Consider the following 11838-nt stretch of genomic DNA (forward strand, 5'->3'; position numbering starts at 1 on the left):
CCTTGTAGGAGCCCCATTCATGGGCGACCTCGCGCCACCCTGGCCTCCCCGGCGTGTGCAGCGCCCCCTGGATAGGGGGAGGGCTTCCACCAGCAGCCCCGACCGGATTCCGGGTGTCAAGCCATCGCCTGACACCAAGCGTCACTTTATGACAAAAATCGTCAATCCCGCCCCTGTGCCCCCGATCACACAGCAAACGTGCCGCCTGAACGGTCATTCCCCGACCATGACTGGTAGGATGCATCCGCCCGTCGGGGACGGGAACTTGGCACGCTCCCTGCGTCCATTCCCCGCACGTGGCCTCTGCCACGCACTACCCGCGTTCCGGCAAGGACACGGGTCCTGAACAGGCAAGTGTCCTCACCACCAACCGCTCTAGGGGAAACATGATGAAGAACCAGCAGGGCTTTACCCTTATCGAACTGATGATCGTCGTTGCGATCATCGCCATCCTGGCGGCCATCGCGCTGCCGGCGTATCAGGACTACACCATCCGCGCTCGCGTGTCTGAGGCGGCCGTGCTTGCGTCCGGTGCTAAGGCTACCGTCGCTGAGAACATTGCCAACGAGAATGCGGTCAATGCTCAGGCCTGCAATGGCGTCGACCAAACCGCTCCGGCCACCACCAACGTCGCGACCTTCACTTGCACCGGCAATGGCGTGATTACGGTTGGAACTACGGCGAGGGCGGGTTCGGTTACGCTCGTTTACACGCCGAGCCTGGGTACGGGCGCTGCCGGCACCACGTGGCGTTGCACCTCGACGGCTGGTGCGCAGAAGCATCTGCCGGCCGAGTGCCGCGTCGCCGCTAGTCCGTAACTGAGTTTTAGTGGTACTGGTGGAAAGAGAAGGGCCGCAACGATGCGGCCCTTCTTTACATGGAGTGCTGTATGGCCTTTGTCAGCCTCCATGTCTGGAGGGCGGATAGCTTTCTGACTGTGCTACTTCTGGCGTTGGGAACGTATAGGTACCCTGAGTTCCGTCACTCAAGTACCGATTACTGCGGATCTTGATGATCGCGTCACATAAGCTTGCAGGGGGCTTTATGAGAGCAAGTCACGGATTCACATTAATAGAGCTAATGATAGTCGTGGCAACCATTGCCATTCTTTCAGCTATTGCGTTGCCTGCATATCAGGACTACACCATCAGGGCGAGGGTTTCCGAGGCTATCATCTTGGCCAGTGGTGCCAAGGCTACGGTCACCGAAAACGTTAATAACGAGAATGCCTTAACAGCGAATGCCTGTAATGGAGTCGAATCCATGACCACCACTACTGGCAACGTGGCAAGCTTTAGTTGCACCGGTTCGGGTGTATTGACTGTGGCTACCACTCCAAGAGCTGGATCCGTCACTTTGACCTTGGTTCCCAGCTATGCGACCGCGGAACCCGTCAGATGGGGTTGCCAACGTACAGTGGGAGCAGACAAACATGTCCCAGCCGAGTGCCGTGCCGCCGCTGCGCCATGATCTGTCGGCGACAATCGTTGTTGGATGCTAGTTACTCCTGAGATTATCTTTGGCGCAAGCTGCTTTGGGAGGTCTCTGGCATCAGCAAGCACCATGCGCACGGCCAGCCTCGCTGTGTATGTAAGCGTGCAGTGACATCAAGCAAAATGCAGGCAGCTTGAACAAGGTGATTGAATGTCGAGTCAGTCTTCCCTGAGCAGCATTCCGTCCGACATGCTCCACGGAGTGTATTGACCGAAGGGGAGGGGGATGCGCGGTAGGAACATGGCGAGCTTTGCGGGTCTCCTGCTTATTCAGGCCATTCCGCTCATTCAACTTCTTGTAGTCAATCATCGGGGGCTTCCGCCTTCGGAGTTGCTTGTGTTGGCGGGTGCGAGTGTCCTGGGGCTGCTCGTTCAGGCCTTCCTTTTTCTCTTGTGTCCACGCATTTCCTTAGTGCTGGCGGCATCCTTGTCCTTGCTGGCGCTGCTTGAAATATGGTTCATCCGGGAATTCGGCTGGCCGTTGGACGGGAATGCCTTGAGCCTCGTGATCGAAACCAATATCGCGGAGGCACGCGACCTGCTTTGGTCGTTGTCCTTAGGTTGGCCAGTGTGCGCAGTTCTGGTAGTTGCCCTCCTATGTGCGATGGCTTGGCGGCCACCTGTCGCGCAGGGGCAGCTTCGATCGGCCGCCATTCGCCTGCTGATTCTTGCCAGCATGGGGTTGCTTGGCCTGGTCTATCTGGATTGGTTCGAGACTGGGGCGGAGGCCCAAGACTCCAATCCGATATTCAGTTCTGATCCGCAAGGTTCGCGGCAGGCGCTGCGCGGCTCGTTTCCTGTGGGCGTGCTTTGGGTGTTATCCGATTTCGCGAACGCACGACGGGAGTTGGATCGGGCTATCAAGGCATCGAAGGACTACAGATTTGGGGTGTCGCCTTTGCCCGCACAATCCAAGCGGCGTGTGTATGTGTACGTCGTTGGTGAAACCACGCGTGGCGACCATCTCGGCCTGAATGGGTATTGGCGCGATACGACGCCCAAGCTGGCCGCCAGGGAGGGCGTGGTTTCGTTTCATCGGATGTATACCATGTCGACGTTTACACGATTGTCCGTTCCTGTACTGCTCAGCAGGAAGCCCCCCGGCGACGATATGGCGATCTTCAGTGAGGCCTCCATCGTCACCGCATTCAAGGAGGCGGGTTTCGATACGACATGGATCTCGCTCCAGGCGCCTATCGGTTACTATGAATCACCCGTATCCCTGCTTGCCGCCGAAGCGGACAGGAAGGTATTCCTGAATCCAGTGGATTACCGGAATTCCGGCAGATACGACGATGCAGCTGTATTGGCATTGAGCGCGGCACTGCGCGATGGCAAGGGGCGCGATCAGTTCATTGTGATCCACCTCCTGGGGAGTCACTTTCAGTATGTGGATCGCTATCCGGAGGGGTTCGGCAAATTCCTGCCGGATCGGCCGGTCGGTCGTTCCGCGCGGTTGTTCAGTGAAGATGACAAGCCATATTTGCTGAATGCCTATGACAATACGGTCCTGTTCCAGGATTCCGTCTTGGACGAAATCATCGGGATACTGGCCGTCGATCAGGATGCGGAAAGCTGGATGATGTATTCATCCGATCATGGCGAAGCGATCTTCGATGATTGCCGGAAGTTCAGCGGCCATGGCATGGCGTCGAGCGCCACCCAGAACGTCGCTGCAGTATTCTGGGCATCACCGGCGTACATCGCCTCACACGCCGCGAAAGTGACCGCCATGCGCCAGCGCGCTGACGCATTGATATCCACCAGCATGATGTTCGAGACCTTGTCGGATCTGGGTGGCCTGCACGTTCCTGGGGGAAGGCCGAACAACAGTCTCGCGGGGCCCGTTCTGCGCCATCCAGATGAAGTGGCAGGTATCGAAGGGGCTGAGGGTGGAGTCTGCCGCAGCTAGCGATTGAGCGACGGGACGACCGTCCTGGGGGTGAGAGTGGAAAAGAGCGTTGAAAGGGGATTTCGGATTAAGGTTTCGGGTCTTTTTTTTCTTTCTGGTTTTGCGGCGCTGGTATATCAGGTGTGCTGGCAGAAGCAGTTGAATGCTCTGCTTGGTGTGGACACACTTTCCGTGGCATTGGTGGTCGTGGCGTTCATGATTGGTCTCGGGATCGGAGCCGTCATAGGTGGGCAGCTCGCGGATCGGGTATGGAACGTGTTACTTCTGTTCGTTGTGGTCGAGTTGTTGATCGCCACGTATGGTGCGGCCAGCGTGAAGTTGATCGCGGCCGGTGCTGGATGGGGGGCAGCAGGCACGGTGGAAACGGCATTGGCCGCGTTTTCGGTACTGGCTCTCCCGACGATTCTGATGGGGATGACCTTGCCGGTGCTGGTGATCGGACTTGACCGAAAGATCAGGAACATCGGCGATTCGACTGGAACCCTGTACTTCATCAATACCGTTGGTGGAGCCGTGGGTGCCTTGGTCGCGGGGCTTTACCTGTTCCATTTTCTTACCATTCCACAGGTGGTGCTGGTGGCCGTGGCTGCGAATCTGATGGTCGCGGTGGGGGGGGGGCTCATGATCATGCGGGGCGATACATGAAATGGCTTGCGCGCTGGGTGGCACTGATTGTCGGTTTCACGAGCCTGGTTGGCGAAATCCTGTGGGTGAGGATCGTGACCTTCGCGGAGTCGGGGCGGGCTGAAATATTCGCCATCATATTGAGTGTGTACCTGCTGGGTATCGCAATGGGTGCTTTCATGGGGCGCCGGCTGTGTTTCCGTCCTGCACAGGGCATCTTGGTCGCTCTTTTCTGGCTGTTGTTTGCAGCCTCGATCTTCGATCCGATTTCCATCATCGCGTTCTCGTCCACCGCTCCGGAATTTGGGGGCATTCTGAGTGCACTGCCGTGGGTGATCGGTGGGGCGGCGCTCAAGGGTGCTGTATTTCCGATCGTCCATCATCTGGGAAGCAACGACCAGACGGCGTTCAAGGGTGTTTCGTTTTCGACTGTCTACGCGTTTAACCTGATCGGAGCCAGCCTGGGGCCGGCGCTTGTGGCTCTGGTGACGCTGGATCACTTGAATTCGCGAGATCACTTCTTGCTACTCGCGGCGCTTTCAGGTGCCGCCGCCGTCGTGGTGGGGTGGCGTGCGAAACTGCAGTGGATCGTTCTGCTTCCATGCATCATGGTGATATTCGTGGGGCGGTTGCCGGACCCATTGCGCGCAGTGGCCGTAGTTCCGGGCGACTCTTCGGTCCATTTCTGGCTGGAGAACAAGGAGGGGGTAATACATTCTGTCGGGGATGGGCATGCGGATACCGTCTTTGGTGGAAACGTCTATGACGGCGTGATCAATGTCGATGTCAGGACGAATCAGAACCACATCGATCGTGTGCACGCATTGATGCTGTCGCATCCGGAGCCGAAAAGCGCGTTGGTGATTGGGGTCAGTGGGGGTAGCTGGACGCGGATAGTGTCTGCGTATCCGACGGTCTCGAGGGTTGACGCAGTAGAGATCAATCCCGGCTACCGCCAGATGATCGACACATACGACGTGGTGCGGTCCGTTCTGGATGACGGGAGGATAAGGCTCGTCATCGACGATGGGCGGCGTTGGCTGCGCCAGAATCCACAGCAGCACTACGATGTGGTCGCGATCAACAGTACCTTCCACTGGCGGGCAGGCGCCACGAATCTTTTGTCGCGTGAATTCATGGAAGAGTTGAAACATCATCTCAATCCGGGCGGCGTCGTGTTGTTGAATGCGACCAGATCAGTCGATGTGGTGAAGACGGCAGCCTCGGTTTTTCGCCATGCCTATGTTTACGGGAACGCCGTGCTGATGTCCGATGTTGATTTCCGGCCAGCCCTGGTCGGGAATGAAGCACGCCTTTTCGATGTGAGAATTGACCCTGTAGCCGATCTGGACAGGAATTCGGCGAACGATCGCGAGGTCGCCCGGCGCGTGGCGGGGCATCCACTGATGTCAGTGGATATGTTTGAAAAGGAGGTAGGGCGTCCTGGGGAGGTGGTTACCGACTTCAATATGGTCACTGAGTACAGAAATTCAGAAAGGTAAGTCTGGTGACCTGCCCCACTTCGGGGGGTGTATTTTCTGGGGCGCCCTACAGAGGGGAAGGTCGTCGCCTCCCGCCAGGTGGTCAAGCACCTGGGAGGGCGGAGCCGCATGGCGCGCAGCGTGAGCTTCAACCAGGCCGTCCATCCGGAGTACGCCAGCGCCATGCTCGGGCTGGTGTTCGAGAAGATGATCAGCGACGGCGTGGATGCGACAAGGGAATACGCCCGGGAAGTCGGCGAATGGAACGACTTGAAGCGGCGTGGATGGTTCGCGGTGGCGCACCACCTGCGCAACGCGTTCAGCCACAACGGCCGCTGGCACTTCGAGCGGCATGCGATCGTGCCGGCGGCATGGCGCGGCTACCGCGTCGATCGGGAGTTGAGCGGGCAGCCTGCGGCCGGATTCCTTTCCTGGTTCGACGGCACGCAGTTGCTGGATTGCATGCTCCTCTACGTGCAGGGGGTGGTGGATGTGGGGCTGCAGCAGGTACGGGGTGGAGGTGGGCCCTTTCTCTAGTCCGGCTTTGGGGCTGCTTTTTCCAGTGTCTCCGCCATACCTCCAATCGTCCCTGGGAGCCACCCCTGCCCAGTCACCTGCATCGGCCATTCCGCCAGTTGCAAGCGTGTTCGGACAGAGGTAGATTCGCTATTCGCAAATAGCGAATAAACATCCCGTCATGGCCCGTCCACCTTCCAACCCGCAACTTACGCTACGTCCACAGGACGTGGTTGTTCTGCTGCGCCTGTCCTTGGCGAAAGACGAGGTGCCCGGTTATGCCGCACTGGCAGCGGAACTGGGGATGACGGCTTCGGAGATTCACGCCGCCGTTGAGCGAGCCGTCGCCGCGCAACTGGCACGCAAGGAAAACGGCAAGCCCGTCGTCATTCTGGCTGCGCTGCGTTCGTTCCTGCTGCATGGTGCCCGCTACGCCTTCCCTGCAACGCACGGCAGCCTTTCGCGTGGCGTCCCCACTGGCTATGCCGCGCCGCCACTGAAGGAGCTGATCTTGGCAGGCAATGATCCAGTTCCCGTGTGGCCGAGCAAGGATGGCACGGCACGCGGCATCGCGCTCCACCCCTTGTATCCAAGCGTGCCGCAAGCTGCAACGCGCAACCCGGAACTGTACGAATTGCTGGCCCTGTTCGACGGCGTGCGTGCAGGCAGCGCACGTGAGCGTGCGTTGGCCTCCGAGCTGCTGGAAAAGAAACTGGCCGCATGAATCCCAACGACCCGAGCATCCATCTGCTCGAACTGGTCAACGCAAAGGTGACTTCCTTTCCAGTCATGACCTTGAGGATTTGTTGGCAGTCGTCGATGGCCGTGCCACCTTGCTGGAAGAATGCAGGGCAAACACACCGGAACTACGGGCCTACCTGGCCGAGCGATTCGGCGAGTTGTTGAAAACTCCGGCTTTCATCGATGCACTATCGGGACACCTGCCGGGGGATGCTGCGAGTCAAGCCCGGCTGCCGGATTTGATGGGCGTACTGAAGCAGATCTCTGCGCTTTGAATAACAGCGAAAAAGAGGCCAGAGGAAATATTCGTTTCAATGCTGGCTTTGCGGCGCGGTGAATGCCTGGGCCCTTCTCCAGTCCCTAGTCCGGCTTCGGGGCCGCCTTTTCCAGCACCTGCGCCATGCGTGTCTGCCAGCCCGGCCCTGTCGCCTTCCAGCGTGCGATGACCTGAGGGGGGAGGCGCAGTGACAGGAGCTGGCGCGCGTTTTCCAGCCTGGGGCGGCCACGACGCACGAGCCTGTCGCCATGATGCAGGTCGGCCTGGGCAATCCAGGCGTCCGTGATCTCCGGCGGGGAGTCAGGATCGTGGGAGATGGGGGCTGAGCCTTTTCGCTTCGCGTTCATGGCAGTGCCTCATGCTGATGATGCGTCTTGCACACAAAAATCCTGACACCCTCGCGTATGGCGGCGGCAGGTTGCCGTAGGACGTTTCGGAGCAGGGAGTCGGAGTGCTTCCGCTCGCGTCAGAGGATGGTCTGCAGGCCTTTGTCGGCGATAACGTTGAGCAGTTTGAGCGCAGGGCCGGTGGGCCGGGTTTCGCCCTGCTCCCACTTGCGGATGGTCGAGGCGGTGGTGTGCAGGTGGTGTGCGAACACCGGCTGGCTGAACTTCAGTTTTTCACGCAGGCGCCTGATGTCGGCGGCGCTGAACTCCCGCACCGGGGGCGGGCAGATCGCGTCGAATCCGCGCATCGTCACCTTGGCGATCGCTCCCGCTTCGTGGAGCGTGGCCAGGTCGTCACGCAGCGATTCAATGAGCTTGCTCACAGTGCACCTCCATCAGCACTCCTGCCTGGAACGCTTTCGACAAGGCCTCCGCCGACAGTTCCAGGAATGTTTTGCCAGCGTATTGCAGCGCCCTTTTCTCGTCCTGCGTGATGTTCGCCTTGTCGCTCTTGGGGAATCCATGCAGGAATACGTAGCGGTTGCCGATCCGGGCCGATAACAGCGTGCGGTAGCCGCCACTTTTGCCGCTGCCGGAACGTGCTACCCGCTTCTTGTAGAGGAACCCGCCCAGGTCCGCGTCGATCAGACCGCTCTCCATCTCCTTGACTGCTTTGCACAAGGCGGCATCGGGAAGCCTTTCGGCCCCCTGCCACCGTGCGAAATCCTTTCGCTTGAGGATGTGCTTCATTGCGGCCTGAATCATACCCGATACGGGTATAGCGGAGTAAGGGGCCGGAGGAAATATCCGTTTGAACCCTCTTCAGGGCGTGCTGGCCGCATCGTCTTTCCGGGGCGGGCGTCCCCGGGCCCGGCGCGGTGCGGCAGGTTCGCGGTGTGGAAGAGGTTGCCGCGAGCATGCGTATGGCGGCGGCAGGTTGCCGTAGGACGCTTCGGAGCGGGGGAGTCGGAGTACTCCGGTTTTCAAGCGGATATTTCCTCTGGCCCCTTTTCTCCCGGGCCTCACTTCTCCCTCATTTCTCCCATGCGTACTGACGAACTTGATGTAGGGGGTTCTCCTACGGGCCGTGGCGGTGGGAGCCGAATGGCAGGACGGAGCGCGCATGCAAGGCTGGCTCGTCCCTCCGCTTGTCGCGATGTAGTTTATGGACTACAGTGGATCCGCCGTCGAACTGAAGCAGACGGAAACATTCCGCAGATGGCGGATCAGGCTCAAGGATGAGCGGGCCCGTGCCGCGATCGCGCTGCGACTGGCCCACCTGGCCTATGGCTACGTCGGAGATGCGAAACCGGTCGGGCGCGGAATCAGCGAGCTGCGTATCCATTATGGGCCCGGCTACCGGGTGTACTTCCAGAGGCGCGGCAACACCATCATCGTCCTGCTGTGCGGCGGCGACAAAGATACGCAGGTCCGGGATATCGAAGTGGCCAGGCGGCTGGCCGGCGAGTGGAGCGAGTGACATGGCAGTGCGGGTGAGTACTTACGATCCGGCCACGGACCTGGCCTCCGACGAGGCTATCGCTACCTTCATGGCGGGCGCGCTGGAAACGGATGATCCGGGCTTCATCGCCCATGCGATCGGCATCGTTGCCCGCGCCAGGGGCATGTCGAAGATCGCCCACCGGACCGGGTTGTCCCGCGAGCAGCTCTACCGCTCGTTCAGCGAGGACGGCAATCCGACCCTGCGCACGACCCTCGCGGTCATGAAGGCGCTTGGCGTGGAGCTGACGGTCAGGCCGGCGCAGCGAAAAGGCGAAAAGGGGCCGGAGGAACTATCGGCTTGAATGCAGGCTTCAAGGCGCGGTGAGCGGCCTTGGCCCTGTCACTGCTCCGACTTCGGAGCCGCCTTTTCCAGCGCCTGCGCCATGCGCGTTTGCCAGCCCGGCCCTGTCGCCTTCCAGCGGGCGATGACCTGAGGGGGGAGGCGCAGTGACAGGAGCTGGCGCGCGTTTGCCAGCCTGGGGCGGCCACGGCGCACGAGCCTGTCGCCATGGTGCAGGTCGGCCTGGGCAATCCAGGCGTCCGTGATCTCGGGCAAGGAGTCAGGGTCGTGGGAGGTGGGGGCTGAGCCTTTTCGCTTCGCGTTCATGGCAGTGCCTCATGCTGATCCAGGCCGCGCTCCTGCTGTGTCCATTGCCGTTTTGCCGGGTCGCACGTGATCCGCATTAAATGTAGCTACCTAAAATGGTGGGGTCAATCCAAAAAGCGGCCGGAGGAAATATCCGTTCGGTCATCAGCACGTAGGCGTGCAGGGCGATGTCGTGCGCGGCCAAGGCATCGCCCAAGTGCTGGCGGTAGTGGGAGAAATCCACATCATCCAGGAAAGTCGCAGCGCGATTGACGCAGCGATGGGTGACGTGGAGCGGGATTCCGGGTAGTTCGAGCCGGGGGCGCGCGTGGCACGGTCTTTGCGTTATCTTTCCTGCCTGGTTCCGGGGGAAGTGCATTGATGAACGCAGTGGTCACCGCCAACCTCGTCGGCATCACCGGCATTGCCCGGCGCCTGGTCCAGGATGGCGCCATGGACGAGGCGGAGGCGCGCAGCGCCATGGCCCAGGCCACCGAGGCCAAGGTGCCGCTGGCGCAGTGGATCGCCGAGAAGAAGATGGTTGCCCCGGCGCAGATGGCCGCGGCCAATGCGATCGAGTTCGGCATGCCGCTGCTGGACGTGAATGCGTTCGATCCCACCCACAACGCGCTGAAGCTGGTCAGCGAGGAACTGGTGCAGAAGCACCGGGTGCTGCCGCTGTTCAAGCGTGGCAACAAGCTGTTCGTCGGCACCAGCCATCCGACCCAGACCGCGGCCCTGGCCGAGCTCCAGTTCCACACCAACCTGGTGGTGGAGGCCATCCTGGTCGACGAGGACCAGATCCGCCGGACCCTGGAGCAGTGGCAGAACCTCAGCGGGCAGATCAGCGGCGAGCTGGGCGACGACGAGGAGGGGTTGGACAACCTGGAGATCGGCGGCGGCGAGGACGAGGCCTCCGACTCCGGCGTCGACGCCAAGGGCGACGACACCCCGGTGGTCAAGTTCGTCAACAAGGTGCTGATCGACGCGATCCGCCGCGGCGCCTCGGACATCCACTTCGAGCCCTACGAAACCGACTACCGGGTGCGCCTGCGCATCGACGGCCTGCTCAAGTCCGTGGCCAAGGCCCCGGTGAAGCTGAGCCCGCGCATTGCCGCCCGCCTGAAGGTGATGGCGCAGTTGGACATCGCCGAGAAGCGCGTGCCGCAGGACGGGCGCATCAAGCTCAACCTGTCCAAGACCAAGCAGATCGACTTCCGCGTCAGCACCCTGCCGACCCTGTTCGGCGAGAAGGTGGTGCTGCGTATCCTGGACGGCAGCGCGGCCAAGCTGGGCATCGACAAGCTGGGTTACGAGGCCGAGCAGCAGAAGCTGTTCCTGGAGGCGATCCAGAAGCCCTACGGCATGGTCCTGGTCACCGGCCCCACCGGCTCGGGCAAGACCGTGTCGCTGTACACCGCGCTGGGCATCCTCAACGACGACCTGCGCAACATCTCCACGGTCGAGGACCCGGTGGAAATCCGCTTGCCGGGCGTCAACCAGGTGCAGCAGAACACCAAGCGCGGCATGACCTTCGCCGCGGCGCTGCGTTCGTTCCTGCGCCAGGACCCGGACATCATCATGGTCGGCGAAATCCGCGACCTGGAGACGGCCGAGATCGCGATCAAGGCGGCGCAGACCGGCCACATGGTGCTGTCCACGCTGCACACCAACGACGCGCCGCAGACCATCGCGCGCCTGATGAACATGGGCATCGCGCCGTACAACATCACCTCGTCGGTAACCCTGGTGATCGCCCAGCGCCTGGCGCGGCGGCTGTGTTCGAAGTGCAAGAAGCCGCAGGAATTGCCGGAGCACGCGCTGCTGGCCGAGGGTTTCACCGCCGAGCAGATCAGGGCCGGGTTTACCCTGTACGAGGCGGTGGGCTGCGACGAGTGCACCGAGGGCTACAAGGGCCGCACCGGCATCTACCAGGTGATGCCGATGAACGAGGAGATCCAGGCGATCGTGCTGGAGGGCGGCAACGCGATGCAGATCGCCGAGGTCGCGCAGAAGGCCGGGGTCAACGACCTGCGCCAGTCGGCGTTGATGAAGTGCCGCAACGGCGTGACCAGCCTGGCCGAGATCAACCGCGTGACCAAGGACTGAGCGCCGCCGCCGAAGCCCATTGTCGCCCCTTGTAGGAGCCCACTTCAGGGGGCGACCCGAGGCGGCTGGATCGAAGCTGCGGTCAACGCGGCCGCTCGGTCCCCGGGTGTGCGCGTTCAACGCGGCGTCTTCCAACGGGATCGGGTCGCCCCCTGAAGTGGGCTCCTACAGGAGGGGGCGACCCGATCCCGTTGGAAGACGCCGCGTTGA

Annotated in this window: 16 protein-coding genes; 11 read left to right on the forward strand and 5 right to left on the reverse strand. The window is 61.2% G+C overall.

All coding sequences use genetic code 11. The annotated features are described in order from the left end of the window. The first annotated feature begins 389 nt into the window (after positions 1-389). From CSC64_RS13270 to CSC64_RS13305, 8 genes are all read left to right on the forward strand, one after another. Entirely contained in the window at positions 390-818 is a 429-nt protein-coding gene (locus CSC64_RS13270; protein ID WP_202922370.1) for a pilin, read from the forward strand. 226 nt (positions 819-1044) lie between these two features. Then, complete coding sequence (locus tag CSC64_RS13275) at positions 1045-1470, forward strand: pilin (RefSeq protein ID WP_162435821.1); 426 nt, start codon at positions 1045-1047, stop codon at positions 1468-1470. Between the two features lie 264 nt (positions 1471-1734). Next, on the forward strand, positions 1735-3405 hold the full coding sequence (locus tag CSC64_RS13280; RefSeq protein ID WP_162435809.1) for a phosphoethanolamine transferase: 1671 nt from the start codon (positions 1735-1737) through the stop codon (positions 3403-3405). Between the two features lie 36 nt (positions 3406-3441). Next, complete coding sequence (locus CSC64_RS13285) at positions 3442-4050, forward strand: spermidine synthase family protein (protein WP_238390047.1); 609 nt, start codon at positions 3442-3444, stop codon at positions 4048-4050. Next, positions 4047-5531: a fused MFS/spermidine synthase gene (locus tag CSC64_RS13290; protein ID WP_162435810.1), complete on the forward strand. Its 1485-nt coding sequence runs from the start codon at positions 4047-4049 to the stop codon at positions 5529-5531. The genes CSC64_RS13285 and CSC64_RS13290 overlap by 4 nt, the downstream gene beginning before the upstream one ends. A 108-nt stretch (positions 5532-5639) precedes the next feature. Then, positions 5640-6047, forward strand: coding sequence for a hypothetical protein (locus CSC64_RS13295; protein ID WP_162435811.1), 408 nt, complete (start codon positions 5640-5642; stop codon positions 6045-6047). A gap of 208 nt (positions 6048-6255) precedes the next feature. After that, on the forward strand, positions 6256-6750 hold the full coding sequence (locus tag CSC64_RS13300; protein WP_202922371.1) for a MarR family transcriptional regulator: 495 nt from the start codon (positions 6256-6258) through the stop codon (positions 6748-6750). A gap of 82 nt (positions 6751-6832) precedes the next feature. Next, positions 6833-7042, forward strand: coding sequence for a hypothetical protein (locus tag CSC64_RS13305; RefSeq protein WP_162435813.1), 210 nt, complete (start codon positions 6833-6835; stop codon positions 7040-7042). A gap of 85 nt (positions 7043-7127) precedes the next feature. On the opposite strand, the gene CSC64_RS13310 is transcribed toward CSC64_RS13305, so the two are convergent. The 3 genes from CSC64_RS13310 to CSC64_RS13320 all read right to left on the reverse strand — a co-directional run bounded on the left by CSC64_RS13310 (position 7128) and on the right by CSC64_RS13320 (position 8180). Then, positions 7128-7391, reverse strand: coding sequence for a BrnA antitoxin family protein (locus tag CSC64_RS13310; protein ID WP_162435814.1), 264 nt, complete (start codon positions 7389-7391; stop codon positions 7128-7130). Between the two features lie 119 nt (positions 7392-7510). Continuing rightward, on the reverse strand, positions 7511-7813 hold the full coding sequence (locus tag CSC64_RS13315; protein ID WP_162435815.1) for a helix-turn-helix domain-containing protein: 303 nt from the start codon (positions 7811-7813) through the stop codon (positions 7511-7513). Further along, positions 7797-8180, reverse strand: a complete 384-nt coding sequence (locus tag CSC64_RS13320) for a type II toxin-antitoxin system RelE/ParE family toxin (RefSeq protein WP_162435816.1) — start codon at positions 8178-8180, stop codon at positions 7797-7799. The genes CSC64_RS13315 and CSC64_RS13320 overlap by 17 nt, the downstream gene beginning before the upstream one ends. Positions 8181-8595: 415 nt before the next feature. On the opposite strand from CSC64_RS13320, the gene CSC64_RS13325 reads away from it, so the two are divergent. Both CSC64_RS13325 and CSC64_RS13330 read left to right on the forward strand, forming a co-directional pair. Then, positions 8596-8910, forward strand: coding sequence for a type II toxin-antitoxin system RelE/ParE family toxin (locus CSC64_RS13325; RefSeq protein WP_162435817.1), 315 nt, complete (start codon positions 8596-8598; stop codon positions 8908-8910). A 1-nt stretch (position 8911) separates the two neighbouring features. After that, the gene (locus CSC64_RS13330; RefSeq protein WP_162435818.1) at positions 8912-9235 is read left to right on the forward strand and encodes an addiction module antidote protein; all 324 of its coding nucleotides are present in this window, start codon (positions 8912-8914) and stop codon (positions 9233-9235) included. A 38-nt stretch (positions 9236-9273) separates the two neighbouring features. On the opposite strand, the gene CSC64_RS13335 is transcribed toward CSC64_RS13330, so the two are convergent. Further along, positions 9274-9540: a BrnA antitoxin family protein gene (locus CSC64_RS13335; protein WP_162435819.1), complete on the reverse strand. Its 267-nt coding sequence runs from the start codon at positions 9538-9540 to the stop codon at positions 9274-9276. Positions 9541-9616: 76 nt separating this feature from the next. Continuing rightward, a complete protein-coding gene (locus CSC64_RS13985) occupies positions 9617-9763 on the reverse strand; it encodes a hypothetical protein (RefSeq protein ID WP_238390048.1) in 147 nt (48 codons plus the stop codon). A 137-nt stretch (positions 9764-9900) separates the two neighbouring features. Between CSC64_RS13985 and pilB the strand changes: the two genes are divergently transcribed. Continuing rightward, entirely contained in the window at positions 9901-11628 is a 1728-nt protein-coding gene (pilB, locus tag CSC64_RS13340; protein ID WP_162435820.1) for a type IV-A pilus assembly ATPase PilB, read from the forward strand. Positions 11629-11838 lie beyond the last annotated feature (210 nt).

Origin of the sequence: Pseudoxanthomonas koreensis, from assembly GCF_010093225.1 — a bacterium.
GTDB lineage: Bacteria > Pseudomonadota > Gammaproteobacteria > Xanthomonadales > Xanthomonadaceae > Pseudoxanthomonas > Pseudoxanthomonas koreensis.